Here is a 25,532-nt window from a genome sequence, read left to right on the forward strand (position 1 = left end):
CTCCTGAATAAATGTAGTGATCCATGTGATAAATGAAGTGGAAACTGCCACACAATGCAGGTTCCGAATTTCTGAATCCCTGACAGACAGCGTCTCATCAAGGATTAAGTCGATTTGCGTATAACGTGGGGGTGGGTTATCTCAATCCCAAGGGGCTAAGTGCAAATTTTTTCCATTTTTTTACCCAATACCTTTTGCTCCATCACATTCTATGAATTAGGGTAGCCGTGCCTTAGCAAACATAACGATATGCAACCTTGGCGTATTGTTGACTTCCCAGCGCTACCTCTTATCGAGATTGGAATGAAGGACAAACACGGCCTGCTTTCTGGCCCCATTGACCAAACGCTTAAAAATATGACCATCCCTATGGTGTTTGGTCTTGTAGCGATCCTCGCGTTTAATCTGGTCGATACCTTCTTTATTTCCTTGCTGGGCACGGAAGCATTGGCTGCGGTGAGTTTCACTTTTCCGATCACCTTTGCGGTGAACTGCATCACCATGGGCATTGGTGTGGGTATCTCTACTGGCGTTGCCCGATTACTGGGTCGAAGCGCCCAAATCGATGCTGCCCGCCTATCAGGGCATGGTTTGATGCTCGCGGTCATTTTGGTGATTGCAGCAAGCGCATTAGGTCTGACGACGATCAATCCCTTATTCCGGATGCTTGGTGCACACGAAAACCTGTTGCCATTGATCCATGACTATATGTCGGTGTGGTATCTCACTATCCCTCTATTAGTTATCCCGATGGCAGGCAACTCCGCCATCCGTGCCACGGGTGACACCAAAACCCCTGCCAAGATCATGATAGTGGCTGGCTTTATTAATGGTCTTCTCGACCCGCTATTGATTTTCGGGCTTGGCCCAATTCCCGCGCTGGGTGTAAAAGGCGCGGCAATTGCCAGTGCGATCAGTTGGGCTGGGGCATTGGTTTGTTCGCTGTATGTGCTGATAAAGAGGGAAAAGCTACTGGCTTGGCCGTCACCAACGAAAATTGTGCAGGATTGGAAAGATATCCTCGCCATTGGCACTCCGGCTGCGCTGTCCAATGCGCTAAACCCAATTTCCGGTGCGATTTTGATGGCCATGCTCGCGGCACAAGGTACTGCGGCTGTTGCTGCTTATGGTGCAGCGCAACGGGTGGAGTCTTTGCTGTTAATTGTGATGATGGCACTGACCTCAGCCCTAACGCCTTTGATGGCGCAGAATTTCGGCGCCAATAACCCAACACGCTCATTCGAAGCGCTATTTCGGGCCATACGTTTTTCTGTCATGTTCCAGTTCATCGTGTTTCTGGCCATGGTGCCACTTAGCGTGCCGATTTCCGCTATTTTCAGTCAGGAACCTGCCGTACAAAACAAGTTGTGGCATTACCTGATTGTGGTTCCCATCAGCTATGGTATGCAAGGTGTGATGATGATGTTGGTCAGCGCATTAAACGCAATGAAGAAACCAGTTCATGCCTTCATCATGAACCTGATTCGATTGTTTGTATTGCTACTCCCTATGGCTTGGTTTGGAAGCTTGGTTGACGGTACAGAGGGTATGTTTATCGGCATAGCTGTCGCCAATGGGATTACAGGGGTGCTGGCATACCTGTACGCTCTGACATTGCGACGCGGCATTCCAGCCCCTACTCAGTAGTCCAGCCCAGAATCTTCCAGTTGTCGGGTACGAAGCTGCAATGCATCAAGCGCCTGATATAAATCCCGATATTGAGAACCTGTCAGCCCATCAAGCATGCCGCGCTCCCATTCCAATACCCGTGGAACAATACGGTCATACAATGCCTTGCCTTCATGGGTTAACCGTACCAATGCTGCACGCTGATCGGTCGCATGAGCTTCACGAACCACCCAGCCACGGCCTTCTAGCTTGGTTAGGATGCGAGACACTTTCACCTTGTCCAGACTGGTTTCACGTGATAAATCCCTCGACATCAAGCCATCACGAGCCCCCAACGAAGCGAGTATCCGCCACTCCGGTCGCGAGATGCCGAATTCGTTTTCATAGATAGCTGCCATACTGTCAGCCACCTTTTCAGCGGTTTGTACCAGCTTATAAGGAAGGAAATTGTCGAGGGAAAGATCAGGCTTAACCATGTGAATCCTTTTACTGCAAATGTGCTCAATCAGGCATAGAGCCAATGGGGAAGCGCCAGAGAAATAGCCGGTATGAAGGCGATCAATGCCAATCGCACCATGTCAGCCACCCAGAACGGGACGATACCACGAAAGATAGTTTTAGTGCTGATATCCTTCACTACCCCCGAGAGCACAAACACATTCATGCCTACAGGTGGCGTAATAAGGCTGATTTCTGTCACTACAACCACCAGAATACCAAACCAAATCAGGTCAAACCCAAGGCTTTGCACCAGCGGAAAGAAAATCGGTACCGTGAGCAGCAGCATCGACATACTTTCAAACACGCAACCTAGCAGCAAGTAGACCAGAATGATGATCCCCAGTACTGCAAAAGGTGATAGATCCATACTGGTTACCCACATCAAAAGTTCATCAGTGAATCCGGCACGATTGATAAAATTGGAAAAAATCAGCGCCGAAATCACCACACTGAACAACACAGAAGAAGTCATCGCCGTCTCAACCAGTACTTCTTTTAGTACCGGTAAGCTAAGTTGGCGTTTCAGCAATGCAATGATAAACGCACCTGCCGCGCCAATCCCCGCCGCCTCAGTCGGCGTAAACACACCCGCATAAATGCCTCCCATCACCAGCACAAAGAGAGCCAACGTTGATAGAACACCTTTCAATGCTGCGAAACGTTCCGGCCAACTTAACGCTTTCAGTGGTGGCGCACTTTCAGGGTCGCGGGATACCACCCATTGTACCGCCAGCAAATACAGCACTACGCCAAGTAATCCGGGAACTAATCCTGCGGCGAATAATTCCCGAATACTGCTCTCGGTTAGAAGGCCATAGACCACCAGCATTACGCTGGGCGGAATCAAAATGCCTAACGTACCGCCCGCCGCAATAGAGGCCGAAGCCAGTGAGTCGCGATAACCGTATTTTCGCATTGGAGGCATGGCCACTTTCGACATCGTAGCTGCTGTCGCTAAGCTGGAACCGCATATCGCAGAGAAACCGCCACATGCCAGAATAGTCGCCATCGAAAGCCCCCCTTTGCGATGACCCACAAAGGCATTTGAGGCGCGGTAAAGTTCACTGGAAATTCCCGCCTTGTTGACCAAATTACCCATTAGGATGAACAGTGGGATAACCGACAGACTATAATCTTGCCCGGTATCCACAATACGACGCGCAGCCATAGACAGGGTGGCATTCCAGTTAAAATCAATGAGCCAGGCAAAGCCGACAAAACCCACGATCCCCATACTGTAAGCTAATGGGAAGCGGGCGAGCACCAAAAGAAGAAGGACTACAAATCCAATTAGGGTTTCCGTCATCAGTTATGCTCCGAAGGTGAAGGGAGAACAGCGGGGTGACGAAGCAGCAAAGCGGCAACCAGCCCAATGGCAGCCATCATCGAAAGCCAACTCATCGCTGAAATAAAGTAGATAAGATACGCAGTTGGGATGGCCAACACATCGGTTTCATCGCCATAGATCAGGGCACGTGTGGCCAGTTGCCACACCTTATTGGCTACCAGCCCAAGCGCTGCTGCACTGACAAGATTGATGACCACTTCCCGCCATCTGACCCAACGGTAAGGCACATGGTCATCCAACAAATCCACGCAGATGTGCGACCGCCGCCAGGTCACCATAGGGTAGGCACCGAAAACCACCACAGCTAAAGTCAGTTCGATGATCTCTACCCCGCCATTTAGCGGGGTATTGAAAAAGTAGCGACCAAAAACATCGACCGTGGTGGCGACCATCATCAGCATCAATGACAGGGCAACAACACCTTCCAACAGCAGGCCGCAAACTCGCAACATAGCTGCCATGATGATCACTGCCCACTAAACACAGAGACTTGTTCGCGGTAATAGTCTAGAGCAGTCTGGGGATCCTTAATGCGCACATCGGCCTGTTTCAGCCACTGCGCTTCAATGCCCTCTGCCATGGCTTGGGCTGAGGCCACCATTTGCGGATCTGCTTCAACGACAGGCGTACCTTTAGCCAAACTATCTGCAACGCCGGCAGCGTCAGCTTTATCCATCATCTGACCAAAAAGTTGTGAGAGTTTTTCGCCGGATACACTCAGCACTGCTTCTCTGTCTTGATCAGACAAGCTATCCAGTGTGTCGCGGTTCATCAGTATACTGAAGCTGCCTCGGTACAAGCCCCCCGGAAAAACCACCGTATGAGGTGCCACTTCGTTCAGACGAAAGCTTTTCAGAGTCTCCAGCGTAAAGAAAGCGCCATCGACCACACCTTGCGATAACGCTTCATAAACTTTGTTTGGCGGCAATGCGACCGGTACAACGCCCATACGCTCTGCCAGTGTGGTCATCACATCCCCAGCAACGCGCATCTTTTTACCTTTGAGGTCGGCAAAGCTATTCACTGGCTCTCGTGTGATGATGGCACCCGGACCATGAACACCGACTGCCAATACCTCCAATCCTCTGTGTTCCTTACCTTTTTTCAGATATTTATCGAATGTACGCCAGTAAGCGACCGAAGCCTCTTCGGAAGAAAGGGTGTTATCAAAAGTCGGGATTTCAGGAAGTTTAGTCAGTTCAAAACGGCCGGGTTTAAAGCCATGAAAGAACCAAGTGACATCTGCCACACCATCCAGCACCAAATCGGCTTGAGCTGGCGGTGGCCCCATGTTGTATTCCACTTTTACGTCAACCCGACCATCGGTTGCCTCTTCCACCCATTTACCCCATGTCGGCCATACCATGGCGTTAATACCGTGATTAGGTGATGCCCATGAGCTAATGCGAAGAGTTGTCTCGGCAGCCTGAACGGTGAAGGAAAAACTGAGAACGGCAGCGGCCAAAGACCAGGAAATTGCTTCACGTTTCCACATGTTTACGACTCCATATTCGTTTCAAATGCAACAATAATGACTGCATCGAAGTATCCCGTATCTAATACGCACAAAAACTGTACGATTTTGAAATAGAAGCATGACGACAGATTTATCGCAACAACTTTTTAACATAAGGGTAAATTTTTTGTTGCATTACCACAGATTCTGGCGATACTAAAAAGCACCATATAGTTTCATTTGAAACCATTATTCGGTTTCAATTGATACCATTTTCATACTCAGGAGTGAGCTATGCGGAAGTGGTTTTCGTTTCCCATCACCGAAGGGAAAGCGTCAAGACAGGCGCATTGTGATTTACCCGAAGGCACGTTTGAGCGCGAATGCGGCAAAGAGGGGTTCTTTGGCCCGGCCACCCACATGTATCATCAACATGCCCCGACAGGCTGGTCAGAATGGGAAGGCGATCTTCGTCCTCATGCGTTTGATACCAATAAGGTCGAAGATATTGGTGATAACCCACTGACTGCACCACTTTTGCTCTCCAATGCCAATGTGAAAGTCAGGATCTGGCGCTGCGAAACAGCGATGGAGTATCTGGTACGAAATGGTGACGGTGACGAGTGCCTGTTTATCCACGAAGGTTCCGGCTCACTTTTCTGTGATTACGGCCACCTGCGCTTTCGCGATGGTGATTACCTTATCTTGCCGCGCTCCACCAATTGGCGTATTGAGCCTGACTCTGCCGTTACTGTGCTAATGATCGAAGCCACTCATGGATCTTATATGACAGCAGAGCGTGGGATCGTTGGCGATCATGCTGTGTTTGATCCGGCAGTGCTGGAATATGCCAAGATCGATGATGCTTTTATTGCTCAGCAACAAGACGAAAAATCATGGCAGGTGTACCTGAAATCCCGTAATGCGATGAACCGCATTACCTACCCATTTAACCCACTTGATGCAGTTGGCTGGAAAGGAAACCTCACCGTATTCCGGCTCAACTGGCGTGACATACGACCGCTGATGAGTCACCGCTATCATCTTCCGCCTTCAGCGCACACCACCTTTGTCGCCAATGGCTTTGTGATTTGTACTTTTGTGCCGCGCCCAATTGAGTCCGATCCCGGCGCGCTCAAGGTGCCCTTCTATCACAACAATGATGACTATGATGAAGTCATCTTCTATCACAAAGGCGAGTTCTTCAGCCGAGACAACATTCACCCCGGCATGATGACTGTGCATCCTTGTGGCTTCCCGCACGGCCCGCACCCCAAAGCTTTTGCAGCTGGCGCTAAAGCCACCAAAAAAGAAACTGATGAAGTCGCGGTGATGATTGATACCCGAATGCCGCTCGATTTGGGCGAGGCAGCGAAACAAACCGAGCTCGATGATTACGTCCTGTCCTGGCGCACACCGCCTCGTGGCGAATAGATCGCAGACATTAGATTAAGGAATAGATGATGAAACTGGCTTCCCTAAAACACCGCCGAGACGGAAAACTCATTCTGGTCTCACGTGATCTGACTCAGGCAGTAGATGCTTCTGATATTGCACTCACCCTACAGGATGCACTGGATGAGTGGGATACCCTCTCGCCGCTTTTACAGGCTCGCTATGACGCTTTGAATGATAATAATGTCGGCGAGCGCTTTCCTTTTAATCCCGCTGACTGTGAATCTCCTTTACCACGCGCATTCCAGTGGGCGGACGGCAGCGCTTACGTGAATCACGTCGAACTGGTGCGTAAAGCCCGTGGGGCGGACATGCCGGAAAGCTTCTGGACTGATCCTTTGATGTATCAGGGTGTTTCTGACAAATTTATCGGCCCACGCGATAGCATTGAACTTTGCGATGAAGCCTGGGGCTGTGATTTCGAAGCCGAAGTCGCCGTGATCACTGATGATGTCGCCATGGCGACGCCAAGTGAAAAGGCTGGTAGCCACATCAAACTACTGATGCTGGTGAATGACGTCTCGCTTCGAAACCTAATCCCAAGTGAGCTTGCCAAAGGATTTGGTTTCTTCCAATCCAAACCGGCCTCTTCATTCTCCCCTGTGGCGGTGACACCCGATGAGCTGGGTGAAAGTTGGCAGGAAAACAAAGTGCACCTGCCACTGGAAGTATTCCTCAATGGCGAACAATTCGGCGCACCCAATGCCGGCGTGGACATGACGTTTGATTTTGCAGAACTCGTTGCCCACGCAGCCAAAAGTCGTTATTTAAGCGCGGGCACTATTATTGGGTCAGGGACGGTATCAAACCTTGATCGATCAAAGGGTTCCTGTTGCATTGCAGAGAGACGAATGTTGGAAATTCTGGATCTTGGGTCACCGAAAACGCCGTTTCTACTCTATGGTGATAAGGTCAGTATCGAGATGCATGACAAGGAAGGTCGTTCAATCTTTGGCAAGATTGATCAGGAAGTTGTCCCGTATAGGTAATAAAGGGAACGCACGCAGTGAAGCTTTATGACTACAGTAAATCCTCGGCGTCATACCGTGTTCGCATTGCGCTGAATCTCAAGGGGCTGAATTATCAATCACAAGCCGTCTCTTTGCTGGACGGCGATCAACGTGGCGACAATTATCTGGCCCTGAACCCTACCGGGCTGGTACCGACACTGGTTGATAACGGTCAGGTTCTGACCCAGTCGCTGGCCATCATCGAGTATCTGGAGGAGGTCTACCCTTCTCCTTCGTTGTTGCCTGCGGACCATGCAGCCCGGGCGAAATGCCGTGCCCTTGCGCTCGACATTGCCTGCGACATCCATCCGCTCAACAACCTTCGGGTACTCAAACACCTCACCGGTTCCATGGGCCACAGTGAGGAAGAAAAACTGGACTGGTATTTGCACTGGCTGAAAGCCGGATTAGCGGCGGTCGAAAAAAAAGTGGAAAGCACACAAACGGATTTCTGCTGTGACGACATTCCCACCCTTGCTGATATTTGTCTGGTCCCTCAACTGTTTAACGCCCGCCGGTTTTCACTCGATCTGACTCCTTACCCGACACTGAAAGAAATAGAACAGCGCTGCCAAGGGTTACCCGCCTTTGAGCAAGCGCACCCAGACAATGTTTAGGAGACAGCATGTCAGAGCAGCCTCTTTGGCGACCCAGCGCATCGCGTATCGCCAATGCTAACCTCACTGACTTTATCAATGAGGTCAACAGACAGTACGCGCTAAGTCTGACCAACTACGACCAGCTTTATGACTGGTCGGTCAAACACAGTGAAGCATTTTGGGAAACACTGTGGACCTTTGCCAGCGTGGTCGGTGAACGCGGAGAGCGTGTTATCAGCCGCCCGGAAAACGACCCGAATAAAAACAGCATCTGGTTCCCGGATGCCGAAGTCAACTTTGCAGAAAACGTGATGCAATGGGTGAAAGACATGCCCAAAAAAGACGCCATCGTATTTTCTGGTGAAGACGAATCCGCAGTTCGTCTGTCATGGGCAGACCTTGAACATCAAGTCAGCTGCATCGCAGCCTACCTAAAAGAATGCGGCGTGGAAAACGGCGATGTAGTAGCAGGGTATCTGCCAAACATCGCAGAAACTGTGGTCGCCATGCTGGCGACGTCTTCCCTTGGGGCAATTTGGACCTCGACCTCGCCGGATTTTGGTATCGATAGCGTGCTCGACCGTTTCGGTCAGACTCAACCCAAAGTACTGTTCACCACCGATGCTTACCACTACAACGGCAAAACCCACGATAACCTAACCAAAGCGCGCGCGGTGCGTGAAGGCGTGGAAAACATCACCCACATGGTGGTGATCCCGTATGTAGGCGGCACAGCGCCCAACAGCGATGAAACCTGCTGGAAAGCCATCATTTCACAGCCAGCTGAGCCACTGACGTTTACCCGCGTGGGCTTTAACGAACCGATGTACGTATTGTATTCGTCTGGCACCACAGGCAAACCAAAGTGCATCATCCACAGTGTCGGTGGCATGTTGCTCAACCACCTTAAGGAGCACCAACTCCATTCTGACGTGAAATGCGGCGACAAGGTTTTTTACTTCACGACCTGTGGCTGGATGATGTGGAACTGGCTCGCCAGCGGCCTTTTAAGCGGCGCGACGCTGGTGCTGTTTGATGGTTCACCGTTTTATCCTGATGCCGGCGTACTCTGGCGTTTAACCGATGCACAAAAAGTGACACTTTTCGGCACGTCCGCCAAATACCTCGAAGCGCTGGAGAAGCAAGAATACAGCCCCATGGACGAACACAGCTTGTCGTCGCTCCGTGCACTTTGCTCAACTGGCTCAGTGCTGGCACCTGAGCAGTTCGACTGGACCTATAGCCATGTCAAACAAGACCTGCAACTGAGTTCCATCGCGGGCGGCACGGATATTTGTGGCTGTTTCGTGCTCGGTAGCCCGATTTCCCCCGTTTACCGCGGCCAAAGTCAGGTTCGAGGGCTGGGGCTGGATGTCGAAGTCTTCAACAATGAAGGCAATCCGGTTCAGGGTGAGAAAGGCGAATTGGTGTGCTGTAACAGCTTCCCCAATCAGCCGGTAGGATTTTGGAATGACAACGACGGCACCCGTTACCACAAGGCTTATTGGGACAAGATTGAAGATACCTGGTTCCATGGGGATTATGTCGAGCTCACCCACGAAGGCGGTATGGTGTTCTTCGGACGTTCAGACGCAATCCTCAATCCAGGTGGCGTGCGCATCGGTACCGCAGAGATTTACCGTCATGTGAATCAGCTTGATGAAGTGATCGACTCAGTCGTCATTGGACAGGATTGGATGAAGGATGTCCGCGTAGTACTGTTTGTAAAACTCAAGCCGGGTGTCGACCTCAACGACAATCTGGAGCGCAAAATTCGCAGCACTATCCGCACCAGTTGTACGCCGCGCCATGTGCCGGCAAAAATTATTCCTATCACAGACATTCCGCGCACCAAATCAGGAAAACTCGCCGAACTGGCAGTTCGCGATGTGGTTCATGGCCGCGCGGTCGCTCAGCTCAGCGCGCTGGATAACCCAGAATCGCTGGAACAATACAAAGAGCGTCCTGAGCTGCAGGAATAATACCAATCACAGTAAGTAGCTGTTCAGAAATAGCGCAGGAAAATGCTCGAGAACAAGGCGGAAAATTTCGATAAGTAGTTATTCTACAATCAAATTTTTCAACGCAGTTATCGAGCATTTTAACAAGCTAGGATGAGCAGATATTTACTACGATTGGTATAAGCCAAGCGCACAACGCAAAACGCCATCCTCAAGGATGGCGTTTTTCATGAATTCCATAGCATCAGTTCAAGCGATCGCGATCTTCATCTTTTCGCTGATATTCACCTTCGAAGGTGTTGCCACCATCATTCGAACCTTGGTGAGGACCGCGGTTAAACGGGTCTTGTCCACCAAATGGCCCCTGACCTGGTTGACCACCAAACCCTCTTTGAAACCCCGCCACTTTTACCTTACTCATAAACTGTTTTGCCAACCATGCTCGCGGCCAAGGCAATAACACAGCCATGCCCATAGCATCAGTCATAAAGCCTGGGGTCAGAAGCAGCACACCTGCCACTGCCAGCATCACACCTTCAATGATTTGCTGTGCTGGTAACTCGCCTTGATTCATGCGCTGCTGCACTGTCATTAAGGTTTGCAGTCCCTGACTGCGCACCAAGGAAGCCCCCACCACAGCGGTCAGTAAAATCAGCGCTACCGTAGGCCAAAGTCCCAACACGCCACCGACCTGAATAAACAGAGCAATTTCAATCACAGGGACGGTAATGAACATCAACAGCAAGATTGGAAACACAGCAAAACCTCATATTCGTGTCGAACCATCATAGTAACACTGGACTCAATGATTGCATCGACAGCGTCGTTATTTCCCCTCATTAAAGGAGATTGGTTCGTAGCTTGGTTTTAAACAATGTACGCGGATATTGTACAGAATTTAACTGTATCAATACTTTTCAACTTACAGATAAAACAATAGGAAACAAAGACAAACAAGCTGTCTAACGATCCGGATCACAGTTCTATGCAAATCGTTCCACTTTGGTTTGATTGGTGATCTTTCTCATGTTTTTACCGCAACGGAGGAGTAGAATCATCCAGCATAAACCGGGTGTAAAATATCGATCACCCAGCCAAAATCTCTGATGAATGGACTCTACAGCGAAATTATTGGCTACAGAATAACCAATATAAATTTCATTTAGGGCCAAATCATGTCTCAGACGATTGATTTCGAAAATAACCTGACCAACCCTCTTTTAGCGACCCGTATCGAGGAAGACTTGCTTGGCGAACGCCATGTGCCGTCTGATGCGTATTACGGTATTCATACCCTTCGCGCTGTTGAGAACTTCAATATCTCCCGTACCACGATTTCTGATGTACCAGAATTTGTGCGTGGCATGGTCTTCACCAAGAAAGCCGCTGCGATAGCGAACAAAGAGCTGGGTGTTATCCCTGCTGAAGTGGGCGACTACATTATCAAAGCATGTGATGCGATTCTGGAAACCGGCAAATGCATGGATCAATTTCCATCGGATGTTTACCAAGGCGGCGCAGGCACTTCCGTGAACATGAACGCGAACGAAGTGATCGCGAACCTGGCACTGGAACTGATGGGTAAAGAAAAGGGTGACTATGACGTTGTTAACCCTAACGACCACGTAAACAAGAGCCAGTCGACCAACTGCGCTTACCCGACCGGTTTCCGTATCGCGGTCTACAACAGCATCCTGCAGCTGATCGAATCCATCGATTACCTGCAAAACGAATTCAATGGTAAAGCAACCGAATTCAAAGGTGTGCTGAAAATGGGTCGTACCCAGCTTCAGGACGCAGTGCCTATGACAGTAGGTCAAGAATTCCACGCGTTTGCAGTGCTTCTGAAAGAAGAAGTGAAGAACCTGAAATACACCGCGGAACTGCTTCTTGAGGTGAATCTGGGCGCGACGGCGATCGGTACTGGCCTCAACGCTGCAGCAGGTTACCAACAGCTGGCAGTTCAGCGTCTGGCGGAAGTGACGGGACTGAACTGCACCCCAGCAGAAGACTTGATTGAAGCGACTTCTGACTGCGGTGCTTACGTGATGGTTCACGGCGCACTGAAGCGCTTAGCAGTGAAACTGTCGAAGATCTGTAACGACCTGCGTCTACTGTCTTCTGGTCCACGCGCGGGCTTCAACGAAATCAACCTGCCGCAAATGCAGGCGGGTTCTTCTATCATGCCAGCAAAAGTCAACCCGGTGATCCCAGAAGTGGTTAACCAAGTTTGCTTTAAGGTGATCGGTAACGACACCACGGTGACTTTCGCGGCGGAAGCCGGTCAGCTGCAGCTAAACGTGATGGAGCCAGTAATTGGTCAGGCGCTGTTCGAGTCTATCGAAATCCTGTCTAACGCCTGCGTAAACCTGGGTAAGAAGTGCATCAACGGCATCACGGTTAACAAAGAAGTCTGTGAAGCCTTCGTTTACAACTCCATCGGCATCGTCACTTACCTGAACCCGTTCATTGGCCACCACGAAGGTGACATCGTCGGTAAGATTTGTGCGGAAACCGGTAAGAGCGTCCGTGAAGTGGTCTTGGAAAGAGGATTACTGACGGAAGAGCAACTCGATGATATCTTCTCCGTCGAAAACTTGATGCATCCGCAATATAAAGCGAAGCGCTATAACTAAGCGTCGAAAGAATGGGTACTCACGATGAGTACCCTTTTTTAATTTTCTGCCCAGCTGTTTTGAACATCTGGGCTTTAAAGCCCAAACGTAGGTACTTTTTACATTCACTGCGCCCTAAAAACCCTAGTTTTTACAAGGCAATGAACCCCAAGAGACAGTGACTCCGTTTGGTTTTTATTTTTTGTATTAATAATCTGAACAGGAGTTACCTATGGTTGCAGTGGAGTTGTTCGTCGTTCTTGCGTTCATCTATCTGGGCGCACGGATTGGAGGTATTGGTATCGGCTTGGCCGGTGGCGCAGGTGTTGTTGCTCTGTCCTTATTCTTGGGAATGCCAACCTCGCAAAGCTATATCCCTATCGACGTTATCTTGATCATCATGTCTGTGATCACCGCAATTGCAGCGATGCAGGTTGCTGGCGGTATGGACTGGTTGGTTGAGAAAGCCGAAGATTTTCTTCGTAAGAATCCTAAACAAATTACCTTCTACGCACCGATCGTCACTTATCTGATGACGCTGATGGCGGGTACCGGCCACACTGCGTTCTCAACCCTTCCTGTCATTGCAGAAGTGGCGAAAGAGCAAGGCATTCGTCCATCACGCCCACTTTCTATCGCGGTTGTTGCCTCTCAAATCGCAATCACGGCATCTCCGATTTCTGCTGCTGTGGTGTTCTTTTCTGGCATCCTTGAACCACTGGGTATCGGTTACCTGACTCTGCTGGCTATCTGTATTCCAACCACGTTCGTTGCCTGTATGGCAGGCGCATTTGTGGCGAACTTCCTGGGTTGTGAGCTAAAAGACGATCCGGTTTACCAGGAGCGTCTGGAAAAAGGTCTGATCAAACTGCAGGGCACTACCAAGCGTGAAATCGCTCCTACCGCGAAGAAAGCAACATACATCTTCCTGGGTGCCATCGTGCTGGTCGTGGCTTACGCCGCAGCGATTTCCGGTTCAATCGGCCTGATTGAAAACCCAACGCTGGGTCGTAACGAAGCCATCATGACCTTCATGCTGGCGGCGGCGGCGCTGATTGTTGCAACTACCAAAATCGACGCATCGAAAATCGCATCTGCACCGACTTTCCGCTCAGGTATGACAGCGTGTGTGTGTGTACTGGGTGTGGCTTGGTTAGGTTCAACCTTTGTGAACGCGCACGTTGAAGGCATCAAAGAAGTCGCGGGCACCTTGCTGTCTGACTACCCATGGATGCTGGCTATGGTGCTGTTCTTTGCTTCGATGCTGCTCTACTCACAAGGTGCGACGACGGTTGCCCTGATGCCTGCGGCGCTGGCAATTGGCGTTGCCCCTATGACAGCGATTGCTTCATTTGCGGCAGTGAGTGCGCTGTTCGTTCTGCCAACTTACCCAACACTGTTGGCCGCGGTTGAAATGGACGATACAGGTTCAACCCGTATTGGTAATCTGGTCTTCAACCACCCGTTCTTCATTCCAGGCGTGGTCACCATCGCCACTGCTGTTGTGCTGGGCTTTGTGGTAGGCGGCATTGTGCTGTAAGCCAAAGTAAGACGATGAAAAAGGACGCTTTGGCGTCCTTTTTTATTATGCGATCTTCGTTGGAAACGAATTCGGGCTTTCCCGGTCTCAGTGATATAGTTCATTCAATTTTTAAGAAACCGTTTTGATGAAGGCTATGTCCAAAATAGGCTCACGACTTTTTGCGATTTTTGCGCTGGCGCTGATAAGTGCTCTTCCCGCCAAGGCGGAATTTACCCTTTTCAATTCTCCGATACCGGCAGCGGGTAGTGCGCCTGCGTTCGTTCCGGTGGATCAGGCTTTTCCTTTCAACTTTACCCAGCAAGGCGATCGGGTTTATCTCGATTGGCAGGTTCTGCCTGGGTACTACCTCTATCAGGACAAGATAGAAGTTATTCCCAGTGAAGACGCCAGAATTGGCGCGCTGGATATGCGTCAGGGACAGCCCTACGAAGACGAGTTCTTCGGTGAGGTCTCGATTTACAAAGAGCCGCTGACGGTGTCAGTTCCTTTGCTTGAAGCGACGGATAACTCGCTGCTGAGAGTGACCTACCAAGGCTGTGCAGAAGCGGGCTTCTGCTATCCGCCAGAAACCGTCACCGTCCCATTAATCGCAGTAGCCGCTGGCAGTGAAGCGCCACCAGCATCTGTTGTTAGCGCTCCTGTTGAACCCGCAAAGCCAGCCTCCTCTGGCTCAAGTTCGTCTTCCACAGAAGTGAGCAGCCTTGCCGATAACTGGTGGCAGCCTTTACTGTTTTTGGGCTTGGGCATTGGTTTGGCTTTCACGCCATGTGTACTGCCGATGTACCCGATTTTGACCGGTATCGTGTTGGGTGGCGGTAAGAAAACTCAGGGGCAGACCTTCCGACTCTCCATGCTTTATGTACAGGGTATGGCGCTGACTTACACCCTGCTAGGACTGGTTGTCGCCTCGGCTGGCTTACAATTTCAGGCAGCTTTCCAACACCCTTATGTGTTGATTGGCTTGAGTGCGCTCTTTGTGCTGCTGGCACTGTCGATGTTTGGCGTGTTTAACCTGCAACTTCCGGCCAGTCTTCAAACCAAACTAAGTGAAATCAGCAACCAGCAAAAAGGCGGAAGCAACCTTGGTGTATTCACCATGGGCGCGATTTCCGGGTTGATTTGCTCGCCATGCACCACAGCGCCGTTATCCGGAGCACTTTTGTATGTCGCTCAAAGCGGTGATCTGCTAACAGGCGCAGTTACACTCTACGCGCTCGCATTGGGTATGGGCATTCCGCTCATCATCGCAGCGATGTTTGGCAACAAACTACTACCAAAAGCTGGCGGCTGGATGGACAGAGTCAAAGTCTTCTTCGGTCTGGTGCTCTTGGCTGCGCCTATCTTCCTGCTGGAGCGTCTGCTGCCTGAAAGCGTCAGCGTATGGCTGTGGGCAGCATGGATGTTGGTATCACTGGGTTGGCTTTACCATATCAGCCGTACACTCCAACCTGGCAAGCTCGCTAGCGCACTCGGAATTATCGCGATCCTCGGCTTGAGTGGTGGTGCGGCTTACACTTATAACGCCGTATTTGCGCCTGCTGCGAAAGCCGAAGTGCCATCGGTCGAGTTCATTAAGATTGCTAATATCGACGATCTGAATCGAGAACTCGCGGCAGCCAAATCCGCAGGCAAACCAGTGATGCTGGATTTCTATGCCGACTGGTGTGTGGCGTGTAAGGAGTTTGAGAAGTACACCTTCCACGATGCGAACGTGGCACCGGAGCTGAAAAACTTCGTTTTGCTTCAGGCTGATGTGACGGCCAACCGCCCGCAAGACATCAAAATGCTAACTTCCCTTAACGTGCTGGGCTTACCCACTATCGATTTTTGGGATGCCAACGGGAATCCACTTCCTGATGCCCGTTTAACCGGATTTATGGAAGCTAAACCCTTCCTTTCCCATCTTGAGCAAAATCAGTTGATTAACAAACAAGGCTGATTGCACACAAACTTGATCGCCCCGACATTGCCCACAAATGACGGGGGATCAAGCTCTTACTTCCCACCTATGCAAATTGATCAATCCCTACCCCGGTGTTAGCGTTTTTGCTAAAGAGGTATTAACGAAATCGCCATGGACGCTCAATACACCATTGTCATCGCTGACGACCACCCTTTGTTTCGCAATGCACTGTTTCAATCTGTGCATATGGCGATCAGTGGTGCCAATTTGCTGGAAGCAGACTCATTAGACAGTCTGACTGCCCTGCTGGAAAAAGAACCCGACATTGATTTGTTGCTGCTGGATCTGAAAATGCCCGGCGCTAATGGCATGTCAGGTCTTATCCACCTTCGCGTCCAATACCCAGAGCTTCCCATCGTGGTGATTTCAGCCAGTGAAGAGGCCAGCGTAGTCCGTCAGGTGAAAGCCAATGGCGCGATAGGTTTTATTCCGAAATCCAGCGACATGCGCGAGTTGATAAACAGCCTCAACCACGTGCTTGAAGGCGAGACGTGCTTCCCTTCCGGGATTGATTTCAGTGATGACAGCGATGAAGAGTCACTGATGGATAAGATCTCTTCTCTCACACCACAACAATACAAAGTGCTCAACATGCTCAATGATGGTCTGCTGAACAAGCAGATTGCCTATGAGTTGGATGTGTCAGAGGCCACCATCAAAGCGCATATGACCGCGATCTTCCGCAAACTCGGGGTGAAAAACCGTACTCAGGCGGTCATCCTGCTGCAGCAAATGGAATCTGACGCCTAGCTTCTTTCCTCAACACTGTTTTGTGTTTTCATATCCGCCTTTCAGGCGCGGTTCAGCCAATACGTCTATAATCGCGCCTCATGGCTCGGCGCATGTCGAGCCCCGACTGACCTTCTCTTACCCACTATCAGGAGGCCAAGTTTGCTTAGCGCGCTTATCACTCAATTTGTTGTTCTCTGGGCTGTCATCGACCCGATTGGCTCAGTCCCCGTTTACCTCTCCCAAACCAGTCACATGACAGAAAAGCAGCGTCGTATCGTGGCATTTAAAGCCATTTTGATTGCGACCATGATTCTGCTGTTTTTCCTGGTGGCCGGGCAATTCCTGCTGGAAGCTATGCAAATTCCTCTCCCAGCATTTCAAGCGGCTGGCGGCTTAGTACTGCTGCTTTTTGCCCTAACTATGATTTTTGGGGAAAGTAAGCCAGATCAGGAAACCAAAATGTGCAGTGATTCGCTGTCCAAATCTGATCTGTCTGCCACCGCCGTGTTTCCATTAGCGGTGCCGTCCATCGCATCTCCAGGTGCCATGATGGCGATAGTCATGCTCACTGATAATCACCGTTTTGCCATCACAGAGCAAGCCATTACCGCATGCATTATGTTGGTGGTTTTAGCGGTGACTTTGTTGCTGTTACTCAGTGCTAATTTTATCCATCGAATCATTGGTCATGTGGGCGCTTCTATCATAAGCCGCGTTATGGGTCTCATCCTTGCAGCCGTTGCAACAAGTAATTTGCTTCAAGGCATACTCGACTTTTACACCTTAGCCTAAAGCCTATTAGACCTTGGTCTAGCTTAACATTTCTTTAACACGACACTTTCTTGTCTCAAATCACAGAAACCCCCTAATAGCAGGGGGGTTAGCTTCATTTTTCAATCGACTAAAGTTGCAGTGTCTCCTTGTACCTTGGCTGCTATTGTCGAATCGTAACAATCCGTTAACTCGTCACTTAAGGAGATGGTGATGTCTGAGGAACAGAAACAAGATAACGCCAAAGCCTATTGGCAAAAGAACGTCAGGCTGATGATTTATCTGCTTGCTGTTTGGTTCGTGGTGTCGTTTGGATGCGGCATCCTGTTTGTTGATCAACTCAACGAAATTCGTATCGGCGGCTACAAGCTAGGCTTCTGGTTCGCACAACAGGGGTCAATTTATACCTTCTTGGCCATCATTTTTGTTTACGCCTTTCAGATGCGCAAACTCGATAAAGAGTTTGGCGTAGATGATGACGAGTAAGGAGCAGTAGTCATGGATTTGAAAACCGTTACTTACCTTGTCGTAGGTTTCACGTTCGTTCTCTACATCGGGATCGCAATTTGGGCCCGCGCAGGTTCAACGAAAGAGTTCTATGTTGCAGGCGGTGGTGTAAACCCTGTTGCAAACGGCATGGCAACGGCAGCGGACTGGATGTCTGCAGCTTCGTTTATTTCAATGGCAGGTCTGATTGGCTTTATGGGATACGGCGGTTCTGTATTCCTGATGGGCTGGACAGGCGGCTACGTACTTCTGGCACTGTTGCTTGCGCCTTACCTGCGTAAGTTCGGTAAGTTCACTGTTCCAGAGTTTATCGGTGAGCGTTTCTATTCGAACACAGCCCGTGTGGTAGCAGTTATCTGTCTGATCATCGCATCGGTGACTTACGTTATCGGTCAGATGAAAGGTGTGGGCGTGGCATTTGGTCGCTTCCTGGAAGTTGACTACGCAACGGGCCTTTACATCGGTATGGCGATCGTATTCATGTACGCAGTACTTGGCGGCATGAAAGGTATCACCTACACGCAAATTGCTCAGTACTGTGTTCTGATCCTGGCATACACCATTCCAGCTATCTTTATCTCACTGCAACTAACTGGCCACCCTCTGCCACAAATTGGTTTGGGTAGTACCATGTCCGGCACGGATACCTATTTGCTCGATCGGCTCGATCAGGTGGTCTCTGAACTTGGGTTCAGTGAATACACCACATCAGTCCGCGGTGACACCCTTAACATGTTCGTTTACACCATGTCACTGATGATCGGTACTGCAGGTCTACCACACGTCATCATCCGTTTCTTCACGGTACCAAAAGTACGTGATGCACGTATCTCTGCAGGTTGGGCACTGTTCTTCATCGCGATTCTGTACACCACTGCACCCGCAGTTGCAGCAATGGCGCGCCTGAATCTGATGGATACAGTTAACCCTGCACCAGGCCAGCACCTTGCTTATGATGAGCGTCCTGACTGGTTCAAGAACTGGGAAAAAACCGGTCTGCTTGGCTTTGATGACAAGAACAACGACGGCAAGATCAACTACACCTCTGACAAAGCAACGAACGAGCTGAAAGTTGACCGTGACATCATGGTTCTGGCGAACCCTGAAATCGCGAAACTGCCTAACTGGGTTATCGCGCTGGTTGCAGCGGGTGGTCTGGCAGCGGCACTATCAACAGCAGCAGGTCTGCTTCTGGCTATCTCGTCGGCGGTATCGCATGACTTGTTGAAAGGGGTCTTCAGGCCTGACATTTCAGAGAAGAATGAGCTCATGGCGAGCCGGATTGCTATGGCGGTGGCGATTGCCTTCGCAGGTTATCTCGGTCTGCATCCACCGGGCTTCGCAGCCGGTACGGTCGCCCTCGCCTTTGGCTTGGCCGCCTCGTCAATCTTCCCTGCACTGATGATGGGTATCTTCTCCAAGTCCATCAACAAGGAAGGGGCGATTGCCGGTATGATCGCAGGTATCAGTGTGACACTGTTCTACGTATTCCAGCACAAAGGCATCCTGTTCATCGCGGACTGGAAATACCTGGAAAGCTGGGGCAGCAACTGGTTCCTGGGCATTGAGCCAAACGCGTTCGGTGCTATTGGCGCGCTCGTGAACTTCACGGTTGCTATCGCGGTTTCCCGCGTTACTGCAGAAACCCCACAACACGTTAAAGATCTGGTTGAGCACGTTCGTATCCCTGGCGGTGCGGGTGAAGCGCAAGACCACTAATCAACAACGCTGAGCACTTAGATAAGAGCGTCACGTTAACGCTAAAAAGCCCCGCTCAGGGGCTTTTTTTATCCTCGAGGGACTACCGCACTATGGTATGTTACCCCTTAGCCCAAGGACGAAAGCGAACTCTTTATCATGTTAAAAAACAAACACGTAATTGCCGCTATGCTGGTAGCCCCCATTCTTGCATTGATTGCCTACTTTGGCGTTGATTTGGCGGTCAGTGAAAAGCCTCAAGCAGCCAAAGAAGGGGAAACCTACAAACTCGCTGCTGACTCAAACTGTCGATATACCAGTGGTATTTGCTCGCTGGAAAATGGCGACTTCAAACTCAAACTGCGTTCAGAAAGTCTGTCTGACAGTGAAGTGGTATTGAAGTTGACGTCAGAGTTTCCACTGGAAGGCGCAAAAATCAGTCTGATTCAGAAAGAAGGCGATCGTTCAAATCCGGTCGATATGGATGTTAACGGTGCAAACACGAAAGAGTGGTGGGTTGACCTGCCAGCGCCAAATTCGGAAGACAGTGAAATCCATCTGGTTGTAAAATCAGACGGCACCTTATATTACGGTGAAACAACTGCCGTTTTCGTTGAATACAAAACCCTGCTCAACGAGGAGCAGCAATAAGCTGCTCCAAAACTCATCAGTAGGCTTATTGGGTAACGAGGTAGAGTTTGGTGGCGGTAAGAATTTCCGTCACTCTCGCTTCGTGCTCTTGCTCTGAGAGCCAAAAAGTCACGTCCACCCAACCGTCTGTTCCCATCTGATCAATCTCAACCAGTTGGATTTCTCCGGTCACTGGATCCCAGGTCCCCTCGACCCGAACCAAGCCCACATCGGTGTCTAATCGGGGAATCGTAAACGCTTCCATATCAGCTTACCCCTTGTTGAAGCAACGCTCTTAATTTCAGCGGTTTCACAGGCTTGGCGATATAACCAAAGCCGAGCTCCCGCACCAGATTTCGTGTTTCTTGTGTTCTGTCGGCAGTAATCACTGCACCGACGAAATCATCACCCAGCATTTCACGGCAACGTTGCAAAACGTCGAGCCCCGTGAGTTCTGGTGCCAAATGATAATCGCTGAGGATGGCATCGGGTCTCAGGCCTTGATCAATCAACGCAACCACGCCATCGAGATCTTCTGCTACATCAACCTGACATCCCCAACGCGTCAACAAACTTTCCATACCCGCAAGGATGTCTCTTTCATTATCTACACAGAGCACGCGAACCCCAGCAAGTGGCTCACTATTTTTGTCCTTTTCTTCACGCTCAACGCCAGTGTCACAAACCTGAGGCGCACTTTCGATACGTGCGGTAATGGAGAAAACCGTCCCCTCTCCCGGCCAGGAACGTAGGTTGAGAGGCTGGTTGAGAATACGGCTTATCCCGCGGGCAATCGCCAGGCCAAGCCCTAATCCGAGTTCTGCACCTTTACGATCAATGCGGGTAAATTCATTGAATATGTCCTGCTGCATCTCTTGGGGAATGCCAGGACCGTTATCCCACACCTCGATGCGGCACTGCGAACCATGACGACGCACGCCCAACAGCACCCGGCCATTCGGGTTGTAGCGGAAAGCATTGGTGAGGAAGTTCTGCAATACGCGGCGCAGTAATCGCCTGTCAGAGCGAATGCGAAGTCCGGTGTGTTGAACCCGAAAATCGATACCCTGCTCATTGGCGATCACACCAAATTCTGCAGCCAGCGTTGAGAAGACTTCATCAAGTTCGAAGTGGGTGATTTTGGCCTTCATCTTGCCCGATTCAATGCGGGAGATGTCCAACAAATCGCCGATAAGATCTTCAGCAGCTCCCAAGGCACTCTCGATGTGGCCCGCCATCTTTTGGGTTTCTTTCTCTTCCGCCATTTCGTTCAGAGAGGAAGCAAAAAGGCGCGCGGCATTCATTGGCTGCATCAGGTCATGACTCACTGCCGCCAATAGCCGACTTTTCGATTGCGAGGCCTGCTCGGCTTTGGCGGTGGCACTGATAAGGCGACGGTTCAAGGTTTCAAGCTCTTTAGTCCGCTCAATAACCCGCGCTTCCAGTGTTTCATTGGATTGCTTCAGCGCTTCTTCGGCGTCACGGAACGCGGTGATGTCGGTAAAACTCATGACGAATCCACCACCCGGCATCGGATTACCCTGCACCTCAATCACCCGGCCATCAGGGTGGACACGGGAAGAGGTATGCGGCGAGCCCTTACGCAAATAGCCCACACGTTTTTTTACGTGCTCTTCAATATCACCCGGACCACACAAACCGCGCTCGGCATTGTAGCGAACCACATCCGCAATCGGCCTGCCGACCTGAATCAAATCAGGCGGGAAATTGAAAAGCTCCACATAACGCTGGTTCCAAGCAACCAGCCTGAGTTGTTTATCAACAACAGAAATGCCCTGACTGATGTGCTCGATTGCGCCTTGAAGCAAGCCACGGCTGAAATCGAAGAGCTCAGAAGCTTCATCCACAATGGTGGCGATTTCCTCAAGCTGCATGTTCCTACCCTGTAGGGCAGAGGTCAGTACCAGCTTGGCGGAAGACGCACCGAATACACCAGCCAGAACGCGTTCAGTGTGACGAATGAGCGCAGCACTCGCCTGCTGCTGCGGCAACAGAACTTCACCACGTTGCTCGCCGAAGGTGCGAAACGTTTGACGCATGCGGGTGCGGCCGACAAAACGGGCGGCCAGCATTTCAAGCTCTGCCACGGTCACACGGCTTTGATACAGGCTGGAATCATCCCCTTCTGGGAGCGGCGTGCCCACAAAACTCGCTGCTTGCAGACGTTCACTGAGCGAAGGTCGGGTCGCCATCGACACCAGCACAAAGCAGAAGGTGTTGACCATCACACTCAGGATCATGCCCCAGTTCACCGGGCTTAATGACTGGAAGAACGGGATATCTGGCGGTGCCAGAATCCAAAGCACCAGGTTGGTATCTTCGTTCCCTGCCAACATGCCCGTCTGCATCATCAAGGTCATCAGCCAGACAATGAAACCGGCGAAGAGCCCGGCATACACGCCTTTTTTATTGGCCTGACGCCAGTAGATTCCCGCGACCAGTGGCGGCGCGAACTGGGCAATAGCAGCAAAGGAGAGAAAACCAATCGCCGAGAGCGACGGCACTTCCAGGATCAGTTGATAGAAGCCCCAAGCCCCGATCAGCAAGAGGAAGATCAGCGCACGGCGAACGTTCAGCAAAAGGCCTGAAAACTGAGTAAAGTTGCGATTCGACACCCGCATGCGGCGCAGCAGTTGCGGCAACACCAGATCGTTCGACACCATGATTGCAAGGGCGATGGTCGACACAATCACCATGCCGCTTGCCGCCGATGCGCCACCCAAAAATGCCAGCAGCGCAATGCCTTCATTCCCGGTGGATAGCGGCAGTTGTATAACGTGGGTTTCAGCAGACACATTCGGCAGGAAAGCTTGCCCTGCATACGCTAACGGCAGAACAAAAATGCCCATCAATAGCAGATAAAGCGGGAAAACCCAGCGGGCGGTATGTAAATCCTGCGCACGGGCATTTTCCACCACCATGGTATGAAACTGGCGGGGTAAACAGATAATCGCTGCCATGGTCAGCAGAGTATGTACCAGCAATGCCCCCCAATCCGGAGAACCAACAACATTGGCTTCTTTTAATGTCGGCAGCGGTCCTGGTGCATCCAGCAGCAAGCCCACAGCAAAGAAGCCCACGACCAAGAACGCCACCAGCTTGACGATTGACTCAAAGGCCACCGCCATCATCATGCCTCGGTGGTGCTCGGTAGAGTCGATATGGCGAGTCCCAAACAACACGGTAAACATCGCCAGTGACATACACACCAACCAGGCAATTTGCCCTTCATTGAGCCCAGCACTCTCACCGATATCCGGCGCAATCACATCCAGCCCCATGGTGATCCCACGAAGCTGCAGCGCTATGTAGGGCAAAATACCAACCACCGCAATCACTGTGACCATCACCGCCAAGCCTTGGGATTTCCCATATCTGGCCGCGATAAAGTCGGCAATCGAGGTGATGTGTTCGCGCTTGGCAATCAGAATAATCCGGGCGAGAAACCGCCAGCCAATGGTAAAAACAAGAATCGGCGCGAGATAAATAGGCAGGAACGACCAAGGCTGACTAGACGCCTGCCCGACGGTGCCAAAGAAGGTCCAAGAGGTACAATAAACGGCGATAGAAAGACTGTATATCCACGGACGCCAGCCACGTAGCCAGCGCGGTCGACTATCTCCATACCAGGCGATAAGAAACAAAACGCCCAGGTATGCCAGTGCCACCGGCACCACTATCCATCCCGCCGACATAATCCCTTCCATGACAAACTTTTAACTAGAGTCTGTTTACCATGCTCTCAGTTGTACAACAACGCGCCACTTTATCTCCGTGAGCGAGCTCTAAATGCGTACCGCAAATTCAGGGCCTTACGGCTTCTCCCGCAGTGTCGGTCTTCAATGTCAGCAGGAGAACAGGAAGGCCAAGAAGCGCCATGGCGTAAAAGCTGTCTCCGTCTAACTGTTCATAGAGCTCACCGGCGACCACAGTCAGAAGTGCCATGACCACCCCCATGGGGATTGCGCTGTACAATGCCTGCAACGCCATAACTTTATCGCTTGCCTGCTGCTGGATGTAGCGCATCGCGGCGATATGGGCGACACCAAAAGTCAGGCCATGAAGTGATTGCGCCGCAAACAGCACACTGAGATCGGTGCTCCACCCAGTCAAACACCAACGCAGAATAACCGCCAGTGCTGCCAGTCGAAACATTGATTGCACCCGCCAATTTCCGAATAACTGAGCGGCCAGTGCAAACATCATCACTTCCACCACCACACCAAAGCTCCACAGGTAGCCAACCATCGCATCGGAAACACCTGCCTGGGTCCAATGAATGGCACTGAATGCGTAATAGGCTGCGTGACTGCCCTGAATAAAAGAGACGATAGCAAGAAACACCAACACGGATTTCACGCGAAGCACTTGGAGTAAAGGCGTCCTGACCATCGCCTGTGTCTCCTCTTTAGCGGGTAACGCCCGCGGTGAAGACAGGCTCCAACACCAGGTCAGCAGTAACGAGCCTGCTGCAAGCGGCACGATGATTTGCGGCCCAAAGCGCTCAACCAAGGTGCCCGCCATCATGGAACCCACCACAAACGCCAGCGAGCCCCAGAGCCTCGCCCGCCCATAATCAATAAGCTTCCGGCGGTTGTAATGATTGGCTAAAGCATCTGAAACGGGAATGGATGGCCCTATCACGCTGTTAATCGCAATAGAAAGCGCGGTTAGCCAGAGTAAATCAGGCGTTGCCATCAAATGCAGAAAACCAATCACTGTGGCTAAAAAGGACAACCACCGAATAGCGGGAAGCAAATGCTCCGGTAAGTGAAAACGAGGCGTGAGGGTCAGGTTCACCACAAAGCGCGCCATAACGCCTGCGCCCAATACGATACCGATGTCATCTGCAGAGAGGCCAAGCCACGCCAGCCATACTGACCAAAAAGGCAGATAAACCCCGAACGCAAAGAAATAGGTGCCGTAATAAATAGATAGCCAATGGTAGGGGGTGGGACGGGGGTAACTCATTCTGGCGCATCCTTTCTGCCGCAACGAGGATGGCTATTTTGACAGCGATTCATCCAAACTTACAGTCTCAACTTAGCATGGATTAATAGACTAAAGTCGGCTGGCAAGGTGGATTGCCGTAC

General features: G+C 50.9%; 21 protein-coding genes. 13 read left to right on the forward strand and 8 right to left on the reverse strand.

What is annotated here, in order from left to right:
* Nucleotides 1–303 precede the first annotated feature (303 nt).
* Nucleotides 304–1,647, forward strand: coding sequence for an MATE family efflux transporter (locus tag K6Q96_RS15710; protein WP_251879661.1), 1,344 nt, complete (start codon nt 304–306; stop codon nt 1,645–1,647).
* Here the strand turns inward: K6Q96_RS15710 and K6Q96_RS15715 are convergent.
* From K6Q96_RS15715 to K6Q96_RS15730, 4 genes are read right to left on the reverse strand one after another with little or no spacing between them, the layout of a single operon-like run.
* Complete coding sequence (locus K6Q96_RS15715; protein WP_251876772.1) at nt 1,641–2,105, reverse strand: MarR family winged helix-turn-helix transcriptional regulator; 465 nt, start codon at nt 2,103–2,105, stop codon at nt 1,641–1,643. The genes K6Q96_RS15710 and K6Q96_RS15715 overlap by 7 nt on opposite strands.
* Before the next feature lie 29 nt (nt 2,106–2,134).
* Nucleotides 2,135–3,436: a TRAP transporter large permease gene (locus K6Q96_RS15720; RefSeq protein WP_251876773.1), complete on the reverse strand. Its 1,302-nt coding sequence runs from the start codon at nt 3,434–3,436 to the stop codon at nt 2,135–2,137.
* Nucleotides 3,436–3,939, reverse strand: coding sequence for a TRAP transporter small permease (locus tag K6Q96_RS15725; protein ID WP_251876774.1), 504 nt, complete (start codon nt 3,937–3,939; stop codon nt 3,436–3,438). Before K6Q96_RS15725 ends, K6Q96_RS15720 begins: the two co-directional genes overlap by 1 nt.
* 5 nt (nt 3,940–3,944) lie before the next feature.
* Nucleotides 3,945–4,973: a TRAP transporter substrate-binding protein gene (locus K6Q96_RS15730; RefSeq protein ID WP_251876775.1), complete on the reverse strand. Its 1,029-nt coding sequence runs from the start codon at nt 4,971–4,973 to the stop codon at nt 3,945–3,947.
* Between the two features lie 255 nt (nt 4,974–5,228).
* Here K6Q96_RS15730 and K6Q96_RS15735 point away from each other — a divergent pair, with 255 nt between their 5' ends.
* The 4 genes from K6Q96_RS15735 to K6Q96_RS15750 are packed head-to-tail and all read left to right on the forward strand — an operon-like array spanning nt 5,229 to nt 9,980.
* Nucleotides 5,229–6,368, forward strand: coding sequence for a homogentisate 1,2-dioxygenase (locus K6Q96_RS15735; RefSeq protein WP_251876776.1), 1,140 nt, complete (start codon nt 5,229–5,231; stop codon nt 6,366–6,368).
* Nucleotides 6,369–6,397: 29 nt separating this feature from the next.
* Nucleotides 6,398–7,378 (forward strand): fumarylacetoacetate hydrolase family protein, encoded by a 981-nt coding sequence (locus tag K6Q96_RS15740; protein ID WP_251879662.1) that lies wholly within the window; start codon nt 6,398–6,400, stop codon nt 7,376–7,378.
* 17 nt (nt 7,379–7,395) lie between these two features.
* On the forward strand, nt 7,396–8,016 hold the full coding sequence (gene maiA, locus K6Q96_RS15745; RefSeq protein ID WP_251876777.1) for a maleylacetoacetate isomerase: 621 nt from the start codon (nt 7,396–7,398) through the stop codon (nt 8,014–8,016).
* An 8-nt stretch (nt 8,017–8,024) separates the two neighbouring features.
* A complete protein-coding gene (locus tag K6Q96_RS15750) occupies nt 8,025–9,980 on the forward strand; it encodes an acetoacetate--CoA ligase (RefSeq protein ID WP_251876778.1) in 1,956 nt (651 codons plus the stop codon).
* Nucleotides 9,981–10,203: 223 nt separating this feature from the next.
* Here the strand turns inward: K6Q96_RS15750 and K6Q96_RS15755 are convergent, their stop codons facing one another.
* On the reverse strand, nt 10,204–10,716 hold the full coding sequence (locus tag K6Q96_RS15755; RefSeq protein ID WP_251876779.1) for an FxsA family protein: 513 nt from the start codon (nt 10,714–10,716) through the stop codon (nt 10,204–10,206).
* 418 nt (nt 10,717–11,134) lie between these two features.
* On the opposite strand from K6Q96_RS15755, the gene aspA reads away from it, so the two are divergent.
* From aspA to K6Q96_RS15795, 8 genes are all read left to right on the forward strand, one after another.
* Nucleotides 11,135–12,595, forward strand: a complete 1,461-nt coding sequence (gene aspA / locus K6Q96_RS15760) for an aspartate ammonia-lyase (protein WP_251876780.1) — start codon at nt 11,135–11,137, stop codon at nt 12,593–12,595.
* Between the two features lie 211 nt (nt 12,596–12,806).
* Nucleotides 12,807–14,114, forward strand: a complete 1,308-nt coding sequence (locus K6Q96_RS15765) for an anaerobic C4-dicarboxylate transporter (RefSeq protein ID WP_251876781.1) — start codon at nt 12,807–12,809, stop codon at nt 14,112–14,114.
* Nucleotides 14,115–14,241: 127 nt separating this feature from the next.
* Entirely contained in the window at nt 14,242–16,056 is a 1,815-nt protein-coding gene (locus K6Q96_RS15770; protein WP_251876782.1) for a protein-disulfide reductase DsbD, read from the forward strand.
* 135 nt (nt 16,057–16,191) lie between these two features.
* Nucleotides 16,192–16,830 carry a response regulator transcription factor gene (locus tag K6Q96_RS15775; protein WP_165018290.1) on the forward strand — a complete coding sequence of 213 codons (639 nt, stop codon included), beginning with the start codon at nt 16,192–16,194 and terminating at the stop codon, nt 16,828–16,830.
* A gap of 141 nt (nt 16,831–16,971) precedes the next feature.
* Nucleotides 16,972–17,604, forward strand: a complete 633-nt coding sequence (locus tag K6Q96_RS15780; RefSeq protein ID WP_251876783.1) for a MarC family protein — start codon at nt 16,972–16,974, stop codon at nt 17,602–17,604.
* 192 nt (nt 17,605–17,796) lie between these two features.
* On the forward strand, nt 17,797–18,069 hold the full coding sequence (locus K6Q96_RS15785; protein WP_062710233.1) for a DUF4212 domain-containing protein: 273 nt from the start codon (nt 17,797–17,799) through the stop codon (nt 18,067–18,069).
* 12 nt (nt 18,070–18,081) lie between these two features.
* Nucleotides 18,082–19,809 carry a sodium:solute symporter family protein gene (locus K6Q96_RS15790; protein WP_251876784.1) on the forward strand — a complete coding sequence of 576 codons (1,728 nt, stop codon included), beginning with the start codon at nt 18,082–18,084 and terminating at the stop codon, nt 19,807–19,809.
* A 138-nt stretch (nt 19,810–19,947) separates the two neighbouring features.
* Nucleotides 19,948–20,439, forward strand: a complete 492-nt coding sequence (locus tag K6Q96_RS15795) for a hypothetical protein (protein WP_251876785.1) — start codon at nt 19,948–19,950, stop codon at nt 20,437–20,439.
* A 25-nt stretch (nt 20,440–20,464) separates the two neighbouring features.
* On the opposite strand, the gene K6Q96_RS15800 is transcribed toward K6Q96_RS15795, so the two are convergent.
* From K6Q96_RS15800 to K6Q96_RS15810, 3 genes are all read right to left on the reverse strand, one after another.
* Nucleotides 20,465–20,683, reverse strand: coding sequence for a hypothetical protein (locus K6Q96_RS15800; protein WP_251876786.1), 219 nt, complete (start codon nt 20,681–20,683; stop codon nt 20,465–20,467).
* A 1-nt stretch (nt 20,684) separates the two neighbouring features.
* Nucleotides 20,685–24,134, reverse strand: coding sequence for a PAS domain-containing hybrid sensor histidine kinase/response regulator (locus tag K6Q96_RS15805; protein ID WP_251876787.1), 3,450 nt, complete (start codon nt 24,132–24,134; stop codon nt 20,685–20,687).
* 109 nt (nt 24,135–24,243) lie between these two features.
* Complete coding sequence (locus K6Q96_RS15810; protein WP_251876788.1) at nt 24,244–25,410, reverse strand: 3-phenylpropionate MFS transporter; 1,167 nt, start codon at nt 25,408–25,410, stop codon at nt 24,244–24,246.
* Nucleotides 25,411–25,532: the final 122 nt, after the last annotated feature.

It is taken from the genome of Grimontia kaedaensis, assembly GCF_023746615.1.
GTDB classification, from domain to species: domain Bacteria; phylum Pseudomonadota; class Gammaproteobacteria; order Enterobacterales; family Vibrionaceae; genus Enterovibrio; species Enterovibrio kaedaensis.